Consider the following 16756-nt stretch of genomic DNA (forward strand, 5'->3'; position numbering starts at 1 on the left):
CGGCTTGACAGCATCAGCTATGATAAGCCCTTTGTTTTGTCGGCCTAGCCCGGCCACGTACTTGTCTGTTCAAGGATCCTATGAGCAAGCCCACTGTCGACCCTACCTCGAATTCCAAGGCCGGACCTGCCGTCCCGGTCAATTTCCTGCGCCCGATCATCCAGGCGGACCTGGATTCGGGCAAGCACACGCAGATCGTCACCCGCTTCCCGCCAGAGCCCAACGGCTACCTGCACATCGGTCACGCCAAGTCGATCTGTGTGAACTTCGGCCTGGCCCAGGAATTCGGCGGCGTCACGCACCTGCGTTTCGACGACACCAACCCGGCCAAGGAAGACCAGGAATACATCGACGCCATCGAAAGCGACGTGAAATGGCTGGGCTTTGAATGGTCCGGTGAAGTGCGCTATGCCTCGCAGTACTTCGACCAACTGCACGACTGGGCCGTCGAGCTGATCAAGGCCGGCAAGGCCTACGTCGACGACCTGACCCCGGAGCAGGCCAAGGAATACCGTGGCAGCCTGACCGAGCCGGGCAAGAACAGCCCGTTCCGTGACCGTTCGGTCGAAGAGAACCTCGACTGGTTCGCCCGCATGCGCGCCGGTGAGTTCCCGGACGGCGCCCGCGTACTGCGCGCCAAGATCGACATGGCCTCGCCGAACATGAACCTGCGCGACCCGATCATGTACCGCATCCGCCACGCCCATCACCACCAGACGGGCGACAAGTGGTGCATCTACCCGAACTACGACTTTACCCACGGTCAGTCGGACGCCATCGAAGGCATCACCCACTCGATCTGCACCCTGGAGTTCGAAAGCCATCGCCCGCTGTACGAATGGTTCCTCGACAGCCTGCCGGTGCCGGCGCACCCTCGTCAGTACGAGTTCAGCCGCCTGAACCTGAACTACACCATCACCAGCAAGCGCAAGCTCAAGCAACTGGTTGATGAAAAGCATGTGCATGGCTGGGATGACCCACGCATGTCGACGCTGTCGGGCTTCCGTCGCCGTGGCTACACGCCTGCGTCGATCCGCAACTTCTGCGAGATGGTCGGCACCAACCGTTCCGACGGCGTGGTCGACTACGGCATGCTTGAGTTCAGCATCCGCCAGGACCTCGACGCCAACGCCCCACGCGCCATGTGCGTGCTGCGTCCGTTGAAAGTCGTGATCACCAACTACCCGGAAGACAAAGTCGATAACCTCGAGCTGCCGCGTCATCCGCAGAAAGAAGAACTCGGCGTGCGCAAGCTGCCGTTCGCCCGTGAAATCTACATCGACCGCGATGACTTCATGGAAGAGCCGCCAAAAGGCTACAAACGCCTGGAGCCGAACGGCGAAGTGCGCCTGCGTGGCAGCTACGTGATCCGTGCCGACGAAGCGATCAAGGACGCCGATGGCAACATCGTCGAACTGCGTTGCTCGTACGACCCGGACACCCTGGGCAAGAACCCCGAAGGCCGCAAGGTCAAGGGCGTGATCCACTGGGTGCCGGCAGCGGCCAGCATCGAGTGCGAAGTGCGTCTGTACGATCGCCTGTTCCGCTCGCCGAACCCTGAAAAGGCCGAAGACAGCGCGAGTTTCCTCGACAACATCAACCCTGACTCCCTGCAAGTACTTACGGGTTGTCGTGCCGAGCCATCGCTTGGCGACGCACAGCCGGAAGACCGTTTCCAGTTCGAGCGCGAAGGTTACTTCTGCGCGGATATCAAGGACTCGAAACCAGGTCGCCCGGTATTCAACCGTACCGTGACCTTGCGTGATTCGTGGGGTCAGTGATTCTGTCTTAAGGGAATTGTCGTGTTAACGATCTACAACACACTCAGCAAGACCAAAGAAGTCTTCAAGCCGCTGGACGGCAACAAGGTGCGCATGTACGTGTGCGGCATGACCGTGTACGACTACTGCCACATCGGCCACGGCCGCAGCATGGTTGCCTTCGACCTGGTGACCCGCTGGTTGCGTTTCAGTGGGTATGACCTGACCTATGTGCGCAACATCACCGACATCGACGACAAGATCATCAACCGCGCCAACGAAAACGGCGAGTCGTTCGACGCGCTGACCGAGCGCATGATCGCCGCGATGCACGAGGACGAGGCCCGCCTCAATATCCTCAAGCCGGACATGGAACCGCGTGCCACGGACCATATCCCGGGCATGCACGCGATGATCCAGACCCTGATCGACAAGGGTTACGCCTATGCGCCGGGCAATGGCGACGTGTACTACCGCGTCGCCAAGTTCATGGGCTACGGCAAGCTGTCGCGCAAGAAAATCGAAGACCTGCGCATCGGCGCGCGTATCGAAGTCGACGAAGCCAAGCAGGACCCGCTGGACTTCGTGCTGTGGAAAGCCACCAAGCCCGGCGAGCCGAGCTGGGAGTCGCCATGGGGCGCCGGGCGTCCTGGCTGGCACATCGAATGCTCGGTGATGTCCACCTGCTGCCTGGGTGAGACTTTCGACATTCATGGCGGCGGCAGCGACCTCGAGTTCCCGCACCATGAAAACGAAATCGCCCAGAGCGAAGCCGCGACCGGCAAGACCTACGCCAACGCCTGGATGCACTGCGGCATGATTCGCATCAATGGCGAGAAGATGTCCAAGTCCTTGAACAACTTCTTCACCATCCGCGACGTGCTGGAAAAGTACCACCCGGAAGTAGTGCGTTACCTGCTGGTATCGAGCCACTACCGCAGCGCCATCAACTACTCGGAAGACAACCTCAAGGACGCCAAGGGCGCCCTGGAGCGGTTCTACCATGCGTTGAAAGGCCTGCCGACCGTAGCGCCGGCCGGCGGCGAAGCCTTCGTGGCCCGCTTCACCGAGGTCATGAACGACGACTTCGGCACCCCGGAAGCCTGCGCCGTGCTGTTCGAGATGGTGCGCGAGATCAACCGCCTGCGCGAGAGCGATCTCGACGCAGCGGCCGGCCTGGCGGCGCGCCTGAAAGAGCTGGCCAGTGTGCTTGGGGTTCTGCAAATGAAGCCTGAGGACTTCCTGCAAGCCGGCGCCGAAGGGCGTGTGGATGCGGCTGAGGTCGATGCGCTGATCCAGGCGCGCCTGGCGGCGCGTGCCGGTAAGGACTGGGCGGAATCCGACCGTATCCGCGACCAACTCACCGCGATGGGTGTGGTGTTGGAAGACGGGAAGGGTGGGACGACGTGGCGGTTGGCGGATCAGGCTTGATTGGTAAACGCTGAATGAAAACGCCCCGACTGGTTCGGGGCGTTTTTTTGCATACGAATAGTATGTTTGACCTAGATGGGGTTGACGATAAGTGGCTCTATGACATTATTGGTGTAAGTCAATAGGAGAGTCATAGATATGGATGTTGCAAGATGCATAGCTGATGGGAATACGTATACGGCACATAATTTTGAACAGCTTGGTGATTCTCGGATTGAGGGGTTACGGCGCCTATTGGTTTGTGTTCAATGTGGCGCCCCAGCTTTTTTTAGGAAGGAATCTCGAAGTGGACAGGCTGCATGCTTTGGTGCACGACCTCACACACCAGGATGCGAGTTTGCGGCTGCAGAAGGTAGAAGGCGAGGGAATCCGGGGAATGATCAGGAAGAACAGATTAATCCTGGTGAACGCATAGAAATTGATTTCGGCTACGGGGCTCAAGAAATCGTTCACCCAATCCCTGACAATCCTATTGATCCAAATGGTCAAGGCGGCCGTTTTGTCCCGGGAAGTGGAAGACGAAGCCCTGTAATGCACAGGCGGCTGAGTACCCTCCTGAGAAACTTGATGGTGTCTGAGCAATTTCGAAATTCAGATCAGATAATAGGCCTGCCAGAAGGGCAGTTCCGCGTGAGGGATTTTTTTGTAAGGTTTAATGAAGCCAATAGAGGCCATGTCGGCGAGTATCGTGGCTATTGGGGGATGCTATCTGATGCTCGATATGGGCAAGAAAATAGCCTTTGGCTGAATAGTGGTGGGCGAGAAAACTTGAGTGTTGTTGCAGACACTGCAATTGTCGATGGTTTGCATGAGCGATTTGATGTGGATGACTTAGAGGAGTTTGCGGGTTCTTATATTCTGGTTTTTGGAACCCTCAGAGTTTCCGGTAACGGAAAAGGTTACGTTGCTTGTAATGACTTAAGACACATTACAGTCAGTCTTTCAGATTGATGCTTAACCTTTTGTAAAACTCGAGCGGGACAGATCTATTTGAAACCATAGAACTGTCCCTTTTCGAGTTCTACTCTCTAACTGATGCCTCGCATTGGATGACTGCGTCGTTCATCAACAATTGAGTACCCTCCAATATTCGGCAGATGCCAAGTGCAACACTACGTGGCGCTCCGTCAACCTCAAAAGCCAAGTGGCTCGCTAGGGCCTGAATCGATGTGAGATCTTCCGATACGTTGATAAGTAGGGTCTCGATTTCCAACCCTTTACGCACGGCAAAGAGACAACCGCCTTCGGTGCTCGGCTCTGGACTTTGAGGGGGATTCAAATGATGTTTAATCGCTCGATGAGCAGACTTATGAAACGTGGTTGATTCGAGCGGCGGATTCGGACTGTCTTTAATCATGGCAAAGCTCCTAGAGTATTGGAGCCACCACCCATCGCTGCGAAACGACATTCGGGTGGCAGCTGTACGCAGGTTCGCAGACCGGGACTCTAGGCACCCGGCATACCCGAAGGTATCCCGCGCACAGCCGCCATAACATCAGGCATAAAAAAGCGCCCGCTATCTGAGGTGGACGCTGTGCGTCTAGAGTTTAACCGGGCTGCGAAACCCGGTCGCTGAATTTGCAGCGACCACCGAAGATTAGGCAGCCATCTTCCGAGCGAAAACCTTAAAACGCTGTCGGAAATTTCCTAGCGGCGCTTACCCGCCTGAAGTTCGCAATATCTGTACTAGGTAGGGTGGCCTTGTACTGACTTTATAGGCGCTATTGGCTGTGTCGTTATAGATGGTCTCGTGATACTCGCCGTCCTTGAAATGCAAAGCGACGCCATCATCGACCGCGTAGGCAGGTTGTATACCCTCACGCTGAACAAGCTCGACAAACGAGGTTTCCCTTCCTGCTTCTGAGCTGAAATGCGGACACAGTGCTCCTGGCAGCAAGCCCAGGCCGTGAACCAGCGCAAACACTCCCCCTGAATCGGAATGCCCATGCTCGAACCAGCAAATGGCGCCTGCACTGACACCACACAGGACTTTGCCGTTTTCCCAGGACCTCTTCAGATGGTCCACTACAGCAAATTCGCGCCAGATCGCCAACATCGCGCGGGTATTTCCGCCTGGTACGTAAATAATGTCGGCTTGCTCAAAGAGTGATGAAACATGATTGGCGTTGGGGAAGGGTGAAATGAAAAATGCCAGCGCGGTTACACGGCAGCCAGCGCTTTCATATTTGGTGGTGAAATCGGAAATCTTGATTCGGTCATCGCCATTGGCGGTAGAGATGTAGAGCACAGTAGGGTGCGTTTTGCCTGATGACGCGACGATATGTTTATCGATACGCGTCATACGCTGCATGTCTTCGGTGGACTCGCCGCCGATAACAATAATGTGCTTAGTCATCCTGACCCCCTGTCCGTCTTGCGCGATGTGAGTGTCTGCCGCCGCTATGAAGATTGCATCACTTGATACCGACTTTGAACAAAACCATTGTCCGACTCATGCGTGCCGATATGGCGAAGCTCAAGTTCTCGACCGATCTGGCTGAAGAGTGGGATCCCTTGCCCGAGTAAAACCGGGATACGCGTAATGATCAGCTCATTCATCAGGCCCGCTTCAAGAAACGCCTGGATCGTCTGGCCTCCGTCGATATAGAGGTGCTTCATGCCGCGCTCGGCTAACGTTGCCACGAGTGAGGTGACGTCTCCTGCCATGACCTCGACCTTGCCCTCCAGATGCGCAGGGATTTGCAGAGGCTGATGGAAGAGCGCAATGACCGGCGTACCCTCATAGGGCCACTCCGCAAAGGACAGTACCTTCTCCAGGGTCTTGCGTCCCATCACCAGTGCATCCACCGTGGCGATGAAACTTTCGTAAGTCACACCGTTCAACTTGGCGGTTTCATACTCCGGCCGGTGCAACCAGTCGATATCACCGTCCGGGCGGGCGATGAAGCCATCGACGCTGGCGGCGATAAACACCGAACATTTGATATCCATGGCGAAAACTCCTTTTTGTGCGCTTGGACGCTAATGTTGATTTAATCCTCGCGTGAAACAACCGGGCGTCTGGGAAACAGCCCTGATGCCCCTGTCTGCCGTGCGGGGATGTATGCGAAGTTGGTTGATCCGTTACCGTTACGCAATCATTTTCTGGTTGTGCTTCGGCGTTTTCCGTACCTCCCTGGCGGACTGGAATCCCATTCCCTCCGGCTCCATGCGCCCGACCTTGCTGGAGGGCGATGTGGTGTTGGTCAATCGTGTGGCCTACGACCTCAAGCTGCCGCTCACGGACATTTCCCTGGCCCAGCTCGATAACCCCCAACGTGGCGATGTGGTGACGTTCTCGTCGCCCAAGGACGGCATGCGCCTGATCAAGCGCATCGTCGGCATACCCGGTGACACCCTGGAAATGAAAGATGAGGTGTTGTGGGTCAACGGCGTGCCTGCCACCTACAGTGACGCGCAGGACATCAGCGAGCCCATCGTTCCCGGCCATGCGGTGCCGGGAATCAAGCTGAACGAGTTGGCGGCCAACCGGCAGCGCACGGTGCAGTTCATGCCGACGGTGCGAGCGATGCGCAGTTTCGGGCCGCTGGTGGTGCCGGCCGACAGCTATTTCATGCTCGGGGACAACCGCGACAACAGCGATGATTCCCGGTACATCGGCGTTGTGCCACGCCGGCTGTTGATCGGGCGGGCGCCTCATGTGCTGGCGTCGGCGCAGATTCTGGGTGATTGGATGCCGCGGTTTCGCAGGTTTGGCTCGCCTATCTTGTAATGGAAGTTGTGCTATTTGAAGGCCACCAAGAACCACTGATGGAGACTCGAATGACGTGTATTTTCTGCAGCATCGTCCAAAAGACTTCCCCGGCGCACATCCTGTGGGAAGACGACCAGCACATGGCCTTCCTGTCGATCTTCCCCAACACCCCGGGTTTCAGCGTGGTGATCCCCAAGCAGCATTACGGCAGCTATGCGTTTGCACAGTCGGATGAAGTGTTGGCCGGGCTCGCCGTCGCCGCAAAGAAAACCGCACAGCAGATCGACCGTGCGTTTCCCGATGTGGCGCGCACCGGGATGATCCTGGAAGGGTATGGGGTGGATCACCTGCATGCGAAGCTGTTTCCCATGCATGGGACCGGCGGCGACAGTACCTTCAAGCCGCTGAGTTCGAAGGTGGACAAGTTCTTTGAGGCGTATGAAGGCTATATCTCGTCCCATGACCATGTGCGGGCGGATGATGAGGGGTTGGCGGAATTGGCGGCGCACATCAGGTCTTTTGCCTAGCGCCAATCCAAATGTGGGAGGGGGCTTGCCCCCGATAGCAGTGGGTCAGCTACAGGTGAGCTGACTGATCCACCGCCATCGGGGGCAAGCCCCCTCCCACAGTTTTGACCGTGTTTTCTATAGGGATCAACGGCGGCTGCTGACTTCGGCGGGTACATCATCGCCAGCCATGCGCTTGCGGAACAACGCCGTGCGCGCCAACAGCAACGTGGTCACCGGCACGGTGATCGACAGCAGAATCGGAATCAACCACCCGTGCAACACCGGCCCGGACTTGAGCACCGAAAAATAGATGATCGACGCCAACGCCACACACCAGGCCCCCAACGTCGAAGCCAGTGCCGGCGGGTGCATGCGCTGGAAGAAGTCCTTCATGCGCAGCAAGCCAATCGCGCCAATCAACGCAAACACACTGCTGAGCACCAGCAGCACCGCGACGACGATTTCCATCCATAACGGCATCATTCAATCACCTCCCCACGCAGCAGGAATTTCGCCAGGGCAAACGAGCCCACGAAGCCGAACAGCGCGATCAGCAGCGCCGCTTCAAAGTAGGTGTCACTGGCATAACGAATGCCCAGCACCAGCATCATCAACATCGCCAGGATGTACAGGTAGTCCAGCGCCAGTACCCGGTCCTGGGCTGATGGGCCTTTGAACAGGCGCACCAGGGTCAGCACCATGGCCAGGGAGAACAGGAACAGGCTGAACAGGATCGCATTGGCGAGCAGGGCGCTCATTCGAAGATCTCCATCAGGGGCCGCTCGTAGGCGGACTTGAAGTGCTCGATGAAAGACGCTTCATCCTCCAGGTCAAACACATGCAGGAGCAGGATGCTGCGGTCCAGCGCCAGTTCCGACCAGATGGTGCCAGGCACCACTGTGGTGATCATCGACAGCGCGGCCAGGCCGTTGGCATCACGCAAGTCCAGGGGGATCTTGATGAAGCGCGAACGCGGCGGGCGGGAGCCACACATCAGCACGCCCCAGGCCACTTGCAGGTTGGAGACGATCACGTCGCGGCCCACCAGGAAAAACAGGCGGATGATCACGCCAGGGCGGCGGATACGGATGGGCAACGGCCGCAACGGCGCCATCAGCAGCGGCGCGAGAAAGCCCAACAGCGCGCCCAGCAGCAGGTTGCCGGGGCTGACGGACAGGTTCAGCACCAGCCACAACACCCACAACGCCAGGGACAACCACGGGGCAGGTAGCAGTCGTTTCATGGCTGTACCTCCAGTGCGGCAGCCTTGGCTTCAGGACTCGGCACCGGCCGCGTCGCCATCACCGCCATCACGTAGTGTTCCGGGTTGTTCAGGCTGACGGCGGTGGCCTGGGTGTAGCGCATCAGCGGCTCGGCCTTGAAGGTCAGCAGGATGCTCAAGCCCAGCAGGAAGAAGATCGGCAAGCACTCGTAGCGACGCAGCAGCGGCGAAGGGCGTTCCTCAGGGGTCCAGAAACGCTGGATGCCCAGGCGTGCGAAGGCAATCAGCGAGGCCAGGCCGGAGAGAATCAGCAGCGCCACCAAGCCCCAGGCGGCCGGTCGGATCGGTTCGTCAACACTGACGCCCAGGCCCAGCGGATTGACCAGCGCACTCAACAGACTGAGCTTGCCGATAAACCCGGAGAGCGGCGGCATGCCGATAATCAGCAGGGCACAGGCAATAAAGCTCAAGCCGAGGAACGCCATGGTCCAGGGGATCACCTGGCCGACCACGGCTTGCTGCTCGTCATCGAGGTTGACGCCAGGGCGCGGATGCAGGGATTCCATGGCCTTGGGCAGCGCATCGATCTCTTCATCCAGCGGCAGGTCATTGGCCGAGCGTGACCGTTCGATCAATTCAGCCAGCAGGAACAGCGCGCTCAAGGCCAAGGTAGAACTGACCAGATAGAACAGCGCGCCCGCCGTCAGGCTTGGCTGGGCAAACCCCACTGCGGACAACAGAATTCCCGCCGACACCAGGATGCTCAAGCTGGCCATGCGCTCCAGGCGCTGCGCCGCGACCATCGCCAGTGCCGCGCAGATGATGGTCGCCATGCCGCCATACACCAGCCAATCCCCACCAAACAGCGCCGACGCCCCGGCCTGGCCGGAGAACAGCAGGGTCCACAGGCGCAGCACGGTGTACACGCCAACCTTGGTCATGATCGCAAACATCGCCGCCACCGGCGCACTCGCCGACGAGTAGGCGGGCGCCAGCCAGAAGTTCAGCGGCCACATGCCGGCCTTGGCCAGGAACGCCGTCGCCAGGATCGCCGCCCCAGCGTGCAACAGGCCACGATCAGCCTCCGGCACCAGTGGGATTTTCAGCGCCAGGTCAGCGAAGTTCAGCGTGCCGGTGACGCCGTAGATCATCGCCGCGCCAATCAGGAACAGCGACGATGCCAGCAAGTTGATCGCGATGTAATGCAGCCCCGACGACACTCGCGCACGCCCGGAGCCGTGCAGCATCAGGCCATAGGAGGCCGCCAGCAGCACTTCGAAGAACACGAACAGGTTGAACAGGTCGGCGGTCAGGAACGCGCCGTACAGGCCCATCATCTGGATCTGGAACAGCGCGTGGAAGCTGGTGCCCGCGCGATCCCAGCGGGCCATGGCGAACAGCAGCGCACTTACGCCGATGATCCCGGTGAGCACCAGCATCAGCGCCGACAGTTGGTCCACCACCAGCACAATGCCGAACGGCACTTGCCAGTTGCCCGGCAGGTAAACCCCAATCGAGCCTGGGCCGCCTTTTTGCGTCCAGTACAGCAGCAGGATGGCGATGCCCAGGCCGATGACGCTGGAGAACAGATTGATTTTCGCCTTGAGCGGGCGGCGCTTTTCGCCAAGCATCAGCATCAGCGCGGCGGTCAGCAACGGCAGCAGGATCGGTGCGACGATCAGTTGATTCACCCAATTCATTCCTTGGGCTCCCGGCCGTCCACATGGTCGGTGCCGGTCAGGCCCCGTGACGCCAGCAGCACCACAAGGAACAGCGCGGTCATGGCAAAGCTGATCACGATGGCCGTGAGCACCAGGGCCTGGGGCAGGGGATCGGTGTAGTTGAGCAGGTCTTGCGGCACGCCGTCCTTGATGATCGGCTCCTTGCCGATAAACAGGCTGCCCATGCTGAAAATGAACAGGTTGACCCCGTACGACAGCAGGCACAGGCCCATCACCACCTGGAAGGTCCGTGGTCGCAGGATCAACCAGACGCCGGAGGCCGCCAGGACTCCAATGGCAATTGCGATGACTTCTTCCATCAGGCGGCTCCTTCCGTTGCGGCAACCACTTTGGCCTGGTTGCTCGGTTTATGGGCCCGCACGGACTGGTGGCCGAGGGCAGTGAGCATCAGCAGCGTCGAGCCAACGACCATGGCGTACACGCCGACGTCGAAGAACAGCGCGCTGGCGATATGAATGTCGCCAAGCAACGGCAGGCTGAAATGCCAGGTGTGAGTCGTGAGGAATGGGTAACCGGCAAACAACGCGCCGAGCCCAGTTAGCGTCGCCGACAGCAGCCCGAAGCCCATCCAGCGCATCGGCCGCAGGCTCATCTGTGCTTCGACCCACTGCGTGCCAGCGACCATGTATTGCAGGATAAACGCCACCGACATCACCAGGCCGGCAACAAACCCGCCACCCGGTTGGTTGTGGCCGCGCATGAACAGGTAGAACGACACCACCAGCGCAATCGGCAGCAGCAGGCGCACCAGCACCGCCGGCACCATCATGAAGCCCAGCGCGGTGTCGCTGGCCTGGCGCGGGTTGACCAGGTCGGTGGCCACGTCCGGCGCCAGCTGGCGCTGTTGCGGCGGCAACTCCATGCTCTCTTTTGAAGGGCGGAAGCGCCGCAGCAGGGCGTACACCGTCAGCGCCACGGCGCCGAGCACGGTGATTTCACCGAGGGTGTCGAAGCCCCGGAAGTCCACCAGCATCACGTTCACCACATTGCTGCCGCCGCCCTCGGGCAGGGCGCGGCTCAAGTAGAACGAGGAGATATCGTTGGGCGTCTGGCGGGTCAGCATCGCGTAGGACAGCAACGCCATGCCGCCGCCCACCACGGTGGACAACAGGAAGTCACGCAGGCGACGGATGCGCGCCTTGCGCAGCGAGCTGGGCAGCGGCGACACCTCTTCGATCCGCCGTGGCAGCCAGCGCAGGCCGAGCAGGATCAGCACGGTGGTCACCACTTCGACCACCAACTGGGTCAGCGCCAGGTCCGGTGCCGAGAACCACACGAAGGTCACGCAGGTCATCAGGCCGCACACGCTGACCATGGTCAGGGCCGCCAGCCGGTGGTACTTGGCTTGCCAGGCGGCGCCGAGGGCACAGGCAATCGCCAGCAGCCACAGGGTCACGAATACGATGGAACCCGGGATCTTCGGTCGGTCGCCCCAACTGAGGCCACTGTTGAGCATCGGGATCATGCCGCCGACCACCGCCACCAGCACCAGCAGGAACAACTGGGTCTGCAGGCGCTTGGTGCTGATGCGTTTTTCGATCCTGCGCACGCCACGCATCATCACCACCAGGCTGCGCTCGAAGCCGCGCTTGCCGTTGAAGTAGCTGATCACAGGCGGGTATTTGAAGCGACCCCGCTTGAGTTGCTTGCGCAGCAGCAGGTACAGCACCACACCACCGGACATGGCCACCAGGCTCATGATCATCGGTGCGTTCCAGCCGTGCCAGATCGCCAGGCTGTACTCGGGCAGCACACCACCCACCACCGGCAATGCGGCGGCGGCGAGGATCGAACCGACCACCTGGGCCGGGAAGATGCCCACCAGCAGGCAGGTGAACACCAGCAGCTCGACCGGTGCGCGCATCCAGCGCGGTGGTTCGTGAGGCGTGTGCGGCAAGTCGGTCGCGGGCGGGCCGAAGAACACGTCGACGGTGAAGCGCAGGGCGTAAGCCACGCTGAACGTACCGGCAATCGTCGCGATCAACGGCAGGGCGAACTCCACCCAAGCGGTCGAGGTGATGAACACGGTTTCGGCGAAGAACATCTCTTTGGACAGGAAGCCATTGAGCAACGGCACGCCGGCCATGGACGCACTGGCCACCATCGCCAGGGTCGCGGTAAACGGGATCAAACGCACCAGCCCGCTGAGCTTGCGGATGTCCCGCGTGCCGCTTTCGTGGTCGATGATGCCTGCAGCCATGAACAGCGAGGCCTTGAACGTGGCGTGGTTGAGGATATGGAACACGGCTGCGACGGCGGCCAGCGGGCTGTTCAGGCCAAGCAATAAGGTGATCAGCCCGAGGTGGCTGATGGTGGAGTAGGCCAGCAGGCCCTTGAGATCATTCTGGAACATGGCGCAGTAAGCGCCGAGGAGGAGGGTGAGGGCGCCGGCACCGCCGACGATCCAGAACCATTCTTCGCTGCCGGACAGCGACGGCCACAGGCGGGCCAGCAGGAACACGCCGGCCTTCACCATCGTTGCCGAATGCAGGTACGCCGACACCGGCGTAGGGGCCGCCATCGCGTGGGGCAGCCAGAAGTGGAAGGGGAACTGCGCGCTTTTGCTCAAGGCGCCGATCAGCACCAGGGCCAGCATGGCCGGGTACAGCGAATGCGCGCGGATCTGCTCGCCTGCCGCCAGCACCTGGTCCAGGTCATAGCTGCCGACGATATGCCCCAGCAGCATCACCCCCGCCAACAGGCACAAACCGCCGGCGCCGGTGACCATCAGTGCCATGTACGCCCCACGGCGTGCATCGGCGCGGTGGTGCCAATAGCCGATCAACAGGAACGAGAACAGGCTGGTCAGTTCCCAGAAGAACACGATCTGGATCAGGTTGCCGGAGATCACCAGCCCGAGCATGGCGCCCATGAACGCCAGGAAAAACGCGAAGAAGCGTGGCACCGGGTCGTCTGGCGACATGTAATAGCGCGCATACAGCGACACCAGCGTGCCGATGCCCAGCACCAGCATCGAGAACAGCCAGGCAAACCCATCCATGCGTAGCACGAAGTTCAGCCCGAGGCTGGGCAACCACATGAATTCTTCGCGGATCACGCCACCGTGGGCGATCTGGGGGTAGAGCAGGGCGACTTGAATGGTGCCGACCAGGGCCACAAGGCCGGCCAGCAGGGATTCGGTGTTACGTGCATTGTGCGGCAGCAAGGCCGCCAGACAGCTGCCAATGAACGGCAGAAGCAGTAGAACTATCAGGGACATAGGCTTCTAATCTGCGGGAGTTTGGGATGCATCATACGTGCCGCTTTCACGATCACCAAACGGCAAGATGTGGCAGGATCCTACAAGCTAAGCCGAAATCGCCCATTTGGCATTGTTTCAGGTAACCCGATTCGGGCAAGCGACACCGCCCCCCCCTGTGGGAGCCGGGCTTGCCCGCGATGGCGATCTGACAGCCACTGCAAGTACTCGGACCTTATCCCTGCTGTTCCTGTTCCCTCTCATCGCGCAATTCCAGGGCCTTCTGCCCCTTGGTCTTCATCTCGCTGACAATCACCGCCAACACAATCAACGCCGCCCCCACCATCGCGATCGGCGGGAAGCGTTCCCCGGCAATCCGCCCGACCACGCCGGCCCACACCGGCTCACCGGCATAAATCAACGTGGCGCGGGTCGGCGAAACACTTTGCTGCGCCCAATTCATCGCCACCTGGATCACCGCACTGGTCAAGCCCAGGCCCACCGCGCTGAACAGCAGCAACCACGAAAACCCCGGCAACGCCTCGCCCATTGGCACCACCATCAGGAACGACAGCAACGACGCCGTGGCCAGTTGCACCACGGTCACCCGACGCACGTCCACCTGCCCGGCAAAGGCGCTGATCAGGATGATCTCCGCCGCGATTGCCACCGCACCGATCAACGTGGCGATTTCACCGGGACTGAAATTCAGCGAAGCCCCCGCCGGCCCGGTCAGCAGCATCAAGCCGGTAAACGCCAGCATAATACCGATGCTCGGCATCAACCCCGGGCGACGGCCAAGCACCAGCCATTGCAACAGCGGTACGAACGGCACATATAACGCCGTGATAAACGCCGATTGACTGCTCAAGATGGTCTGCAAGCCAATCGTTTGCAGCCCGTAGCCAAACATGATCGCCACACCGATAAACACTCCGGCCTTCAATTCGAACAGCGTCAGGTCGCGCAACGTGCGCAAGGAAAAGAACCCCACCACAATCGCCGCGGCGGCAAACCGCAACCCGACAAAAAACATCGGCCCACTGACCGTCATCGCATGTTGCACCAGCAAAAACGTGCCGCCCCAGATCATGGTGATTACCACCAGGATGCATTCGGCTTTGCTGAAACGGTTGAAACGAGGGGAGGCGGTCGGGGTGGTCATGGCGGCTCGGTCTTGCAAGGGAAAGGCACGGACCGCACAATGCGCCGCACGCTGGGCAGTATACTGCGCACACCCACCCATTGAGCAATATAGTGCACAAAGAAAATCCCCACCGGGCTTCGGTCCTGCAGCACGTCAGCCAGAACGTCCGTCGCCTGCGCCATGCGGCCGACCTGAGCCAGACCGCGCTCTCGGAAAAGTCCGGGGTCAGCCGGCGCATGCTGGTGGCCATCGAGGCGGGAGAGAAGAACGTCAGCCTGTCCACCCTCGACCGCGTGGCCGAAGCGTTGGACGTGGCTTTCAGCGACCTGATCCAAGCGCCCGATGCCCCCGACCACAGCCGCATCAATGAACTGGCCTGGGCCGGTGACATTCCCGGCAGCAAGGCGGTGTTGCTGGCCAAGGCCACGGCGCGCCGCGAGGTCGAGTTGTGGGAAATGCAACTGGAGCCGGGTGACCGCTACAGCCCTGACCCCGACCCGGATGGCTGGAGCGTGCAGTTGTTCGTATTCCAAGGCTGCCTCACGCTGTTGGTGGGCGATGAAGAAAAGCACGTCGCCGCCGGTGAGTTTTATATGTTTGCCAGCCGTCACGTGCATGGCTACCGCAATGACGGCGACGTGGCGGTGCGCTTTGTGCGCAATGTGGTGATCTAACTGTTCCAGCGGCAACAGTGGATGGACACTTTGCTGGTTTGAAACGCGCTCGACTGCGTTGAAATGCCAGCAACTCGCTGATTTTATTGGCGACTGGATTCAGGCACGACTCCTGCAATCACCCAGGTCATCCCCCTCGGAGCCTGGAGTCGGCCCATGTCAGCCCACCCTCAACACCCTGCCCATATCATCCGCTCGGACGCGGAAGCGATCGAGGTCGCCACGCGCCTGGCCGCACGCTTTGCCATCGAGGCCAGCGCCCGCGACCGTGAGCGGCGCCTGCCAGTGGCCGAGCTTGACGAGTTCTCCGCCAGCGGCCTGTGGGGCATCACCATTCCCAAAGCGTACGGCGGCGCTGGCGTGTCCTATGTGACCGTGGCCGAGGTGATCAAATTGATCTCTGCCGCCGATCCGTCCCTGGGGCAGATCCCGCAGAACCACCTGGGCGTGGTGGACATCCTGCTGCAAACCGCGACCGAGGCACAAAAACAGTACTACTTCGGCAAAGTCCTCCAGGGCTACCGTTTCGGCAACGCCTTTTCCGAAGCCAAGAGCAAGAACGCCGGCACCTTCGATACCCAGATTCGCTTTCACGGCGATACCGCGCAAATCAACGGCGAGAAGTTCTACTGCACCGGCGCGCTATTTGCCCATCTGGTGCCCACCGTCGGCAACAATGGAGACGGCCAGGCCTTTATCGCCTTTGTCGAACGCGACGCGCCCGGCCTGAACGTGATCGATAGCTGGGACGGTTTCGGCCAGCGCACCACCGCCAGTGGTGGCGTGACCCTCGATGGTGTGACTGTGCCCTTGAGCGCGGTGATCCCTGCGCATCAGGCTTTTGACCAGCCCACCGCCAATGGTCCGATTTCGCAGATCATCCAGGCGGCGGTCGATACCGGTATCGCCCTCGGTGCCCTTGAACAGGCGAAGATTTACGCACGCCAGGCGCGACCCTGGATCGACAGCCAGCAGGATCACGGCTGGCAGGACCCGTTCACCATCGCCGCCATCGGTGACTTGGAATGGCGTGTGCACGGCACCGAAGCCATCCTCGCCAAGGCCGGCCTGGCCGTAGACCGTGCCCTTGCCGAGCCCAATGAAGACACCGTCGCCCACGCTTCGCTGGTGGTCGCCCAGGCCAAAGTGCTGTCCGCCGAAACCGCCTTGCTGGCCAGTAGCAAACTGTTCGAACTGGCTGGCACCCGCTCGGTCACCGGCAAGCACAACCTCGACCGCTTCTGGCGCAACGCGCGCACCCACACCCTGCACGACCCGGCCCGCTGGAAATACCACCTGATCGGCAACTACGTGCTCAACGGCGTAAAACCTGCGCGCCACGCCTGGAACTGAGGAG

Annotated in this window: 17 protein-coding genes; 7 read left to right on the top strand and 10 right to left on the bottom strand. The window is 60.3% G+C overall.

Features of this window, described 5'->3' with window-relative positions:
• Positions 1-80: 80 nt before the first annotated feature.
• The 3 genes from NL123_RS11560 to NL123_RS11570 all read left to right on the top strand — a co-directional run bounded on the left by NL123_RS11560 (position 81) and on the right by NL123_RS11570 (position 4142).
• Positions 81-1781 (top strand): glutamine--tRNA ligase/YqeY domain fusion protein, encoded by a 1701-nt coding sequence (locus tag NL123_RS11560; protein WP_248482415.1) that lies wholly within the window; start codon positions 81-83, stop codon positions 1779-1781.
• Between the two features lie 21 nt (positions 1782-1802).
• A complete protein-coding gene (cysS, locus tag NL123_RS11565) occupies positions 1803-3191 on the top strand; it encodes a cysteine--tRNA ligase (RefSeq protein WP_248482413.1) in 1389 nt (462 codons plus the stop codon).
• Between the two features lie 138 nt (positions 3192-3329).
• On the top strand, positions 3330-4142 hold the full coding sequence (locus tag NL123_RS11570; RefSeq protein ID WP_494357805.1) for a hypothetical protein: 813 nt from the start codon (positions 3330-3332) through the stop codon (positions 4140-4142).
• A 70-nt stretch (positions 4143-4212) separates the two neighbouring features.
• Here NL123_RS11570 and NL123_RS11575 read toward each other — a convergent pair whose 3' ends face one another.
• The 3 genes from NL123_RS11575 to NL123_RS11585 form a co-directional block, all read right to left on the bottom strand.
• Positions 4213-4548 (bottom strand): DUF6124 family protein, encoded by a 336-nt coding sequence (locus NL123_RS11575; protein WP_494357806.1) that lies wholly within the window; start codon positions 4546-4548, stop codon positions 4213-4215.
• A gap of 300 nt (positions 4549-4848) precedes the next feature.
• On the bottom strand, positions 4849-5547 hold the full coding sequence (locus NL123_RS11580) for a Type 1 glutamine amidotransferase-like domain-containing protein (protein WP_494357807.1): 699 nt from the start codon (positions 5545-5547) through the stop codon (positions 4849-4851).
• A 44-nt stretch (positions 5548-5591) separates the two neighbouring features.
• Positions 5592-6143: a dihydrofolate reductase family protein gene (locus NL123_RS11585; protein WP_248482406.1), complete on the bottom strand. Its 552-nt coding sequence runs from the start codon at positions 6141-6143 to the stop codon at positions 5592-5594.
• Positions 6144-6255: 112 nt separating this feature from the next.
• Here NL123_RS11585 and lepB point away from each other — a divergent pair, with 112 nt between their 5' ends.
• Complete coding sequence (gene lepB, locus NL123_RS11590) at positions 6256-6924, top strand: signal peptidase I (protein ID WP_494357808.1); 669 nt, start codon at positions 6256-6258, stop codon at positions 6922-6924.
• 50 nt (positions 6925-6974) lie between these two features.
• Positions 6975-7433, top strand: a complete 459-nt coding sequence (locus tag NL123_RS11595; RefSeq protein ID WP_494357809.1) for an HIT family protein — start codon at positions 6975-6977, stop codon at positions 7431-7433.
• Between the two features lie 126 nt (positions 7434-7559).
• Here the strand turns inward: NL123_RS11595 and NL123_RS11600 are convergent, their stop codons facing one another.
• The 7 genes from NL123_RS11600 to NL123_RS11630 all read right to left on the bottom strand — a co-directional run bounded on the left by NL123_RS11600 (position 7560) and on the right by NL123_RS11630 (position 14743).
• Positions 7560-7898: a Na+/H+ antiporter subunit G gene (locus NL123_RS11600; RefSeq protein WP_028616866.1), complete on the bottom strand. Its 339-nt coding sequence runs from the start codon at positions 7896-7898 to the stop codon at positions 7560-7562.
• Entirely contained in the window at positions 7895-8173 is a 279-nt protein-coding gene (locus NL123_RS11605) for a K+/H+ antiporter subunit F (RefSeq protein WP_017527140.1), read from the bottom strand. The genes NL123_RS11600 and NL123_RS11605 overlap by 4 nt, the downstream gene beginning before the upstream one ends.
• Positions 8170-8658, bottom strand: coding sequence for a Na+/H+ antiporter subunit E (locus NL123_RS11610; protein WP_058423849.1), 489 nt, complete (start codon positions 8656-8658; stop codon positions 8170-8172). Before NL123_RS11610 ends, NL123_RS11605 begins: the two co-directional genes overlap by 4 nt.
• Positions 8655-10337, bottom strand: coding sequence for a monovalent cation/H+ antiporter subunit D (locus NL123_RS11615; protein ID WP_494357810.1), 1683 nt, complete (start codon positions 10335-10337; stop codon positions 8655-8657). The genes NL123_RS11610 and NL123_RS11615 overlap by 4 nt, the downstream gene beginning before the upstream one ends.
• Entirely contained in the window at positions 10334-10678 is a 345-nt protein-coding gene (locus tag NL123_RS11620; RefSeq protein ID WP_003192163.1) for a Na+/H+ antiporter subunit C, read from the bottom strand. Before NL123_RS11620 ends, NL123_RS11615 begins: the two co-directional genes overlap by 4 nt.
• Entirely contained in the window at positions 10678-13599 is a 2922-nt protein-coding gene (locus NL123_RS11625; protein ID WP_248482397.1) for a monovalent cation/H+ antiporter subunit A, read from the bottom strand. Before NL123_RS11625 ends, NL123_RS11620 begins: the two co-directional genes overlap by 1 nt.
• A 214-nt stretch (positions 13600-13813) precedes the next feature.
• On the bottom strand, positions 13814-14743 hold the full coding sequence (locus tag NL123_RS11630; RefSeq protein ID WP_093123976.1) for a DMT family transporter: 930 nt from the start codon (positions 14741-14743) through the stop codon (positions 13814-13816).
• 92 nt (positions 14744-14835) lie between these two features.
• Here NL123_RS11630 and NL123_RS11635 point away from each other — a divergent pair, with 92 nt between their 5' ends.
• Together NL123_RS11635 and NL123_RS11640 are read left to right on the top strand one after the other, a co-directional pair.
• Positions 14836-15399: a helix-turn-helix domain-containing protein gene (locus NL123_RS11635; protein WP_248482395.1), complete on the top strand. Its 564-nt coding sequence runs from the start codon at positions 14836-14838 to the stop codon at positions 15397-15399.
• Positions 15400-15555: 156 nt separating this feature from the next.
• Positions 15556-16752, top strand: coding sequence for an SfnB family sulfur acquisition oxidoreductase (locus NL123_RS11640; protein ID WP_494357811.1), 1197 nt, complete (start codon positions 15556-15558; stop codon positions 16750-16752).
• Positions 16753-16756: the final 4 nt, after the last annotated feature.

Source organism: Pseudomonas sp. FBCC-B1565 (assembly GCF_059133265.1).

What these genes read in the sequence shown, in the direction of transcription:
- NL123_RS11605 (WP_017527140.1), bottom strand. Translation starts at nt 8,173, where the DNA reads ATGAGCGCCCTGCTCGCCAATGCGATCCTGTTCAGCCTGTTCCTGTTC.
- NL123_RS11560 (WP_248482415.1), top strand. Translation starts at nt 81, where the DNA reads ATGAGCAAGCCCACTGTCGACCCTACCTCGAATTCCAAGGCCGGACCT.
- NL123_RS11640 (WP_494357811.1), top strand. Translation starts at nt 15,556, where the DNA reads ATGTCAGCCCACCCTCAACACCCTGCCCATATCATCCGCTCGGACGCG.
- NL123_RS11630 (WP_093123976.1), bottom strand. Translation starts at nt 14,743, where the DNA reads ATGACCACCCCGACCGCCTCCCCTCGTTTCAACCGTTTCAGCAAAGCC.
- NL123_RS11615 (WP_494357810.1), bottom strand. Translation starts at nt 10,337, where the DNA reads ATGAATTGGGTGAATCAACTGATCGTCGCACCGATCCTGCTGCCGTTG.
- NL123_RS11580 (WP_494357807.1), bottom strand. Translation starts at nt 5,547, where the DNA reads ATGACTAAGCACATTATTGTTATCGGCGGCGAGTCCACCGAAGACATG.
- NL123_RS11600 (WP_028616866.1), bottom strand. Translation starts at nt 7,898, where the DNA reads ATGATGCCGTTATGGATGGAAATCGTCGTCGCGGTGCTGCTGGTGCTC.
- NL123_RS11610 (WP_058423849.1), bottom strand. Translation starts at nt 8,658, where the DNA reads ATGAAACGACTGCTACCTGCCCCGTGGTTGTCCCTGGCGTTGTGGGTG.
- lepB (WP_494357808.1), top strand. Translation starts at nt 6,256, where the DNA reads ATGCGAAGTTGGTTGATCCGTTACCGTTACGCAATCATTTTCTGGTTG.
- NL123_RS11570 (WP_494357805.1), top strand. Translation starts at nt 3,330, where the DNA reads ATGGATGTTGCAAGATGCATAGCTGATGGGAATACGTATACGGCACAT.
- NL123_RS11620 (WP_003192163.1), bottom strand. Translation starts at nt 10,678, where the DNA reads ATGGAAGAAGTCATCGCAATTGCCATTGGAGTCCTGGCGGCCTCCGGC.
- NL123_RS11625 (WP_248482397.1), bottom strand. Translation starts at nt 13,599, where the DNA reads ATGTCCCTGATAGTTCTACTGCTTCTGCCGTTCATTGGCAGCTGTCTG.
- NL123_RS11595 (WP_494357809.1), top strand. Translation starts at nt 6,975, where the DNA reads ATGACGTGTATTTTCTGCAGCATCGTCCAAAAGACTTCCCCGGCGCAC.
- NL123_RS11575 (WP_494357806.1), bottom strand. Translation starts at nt 4,548, where the DNA reads ATGATTAAAGACAGTCCGAATCCGCCGCTCGAATCAACCACGTTTCAT.
- NL123_RS11585 (WP_248482406.1), bottom strand. Translation starts at nt 6,143, where the DNA reads ATGGATATCAAATGTTCGGTGTTTATCGCCGCCAGCGTCGATGGCTTC.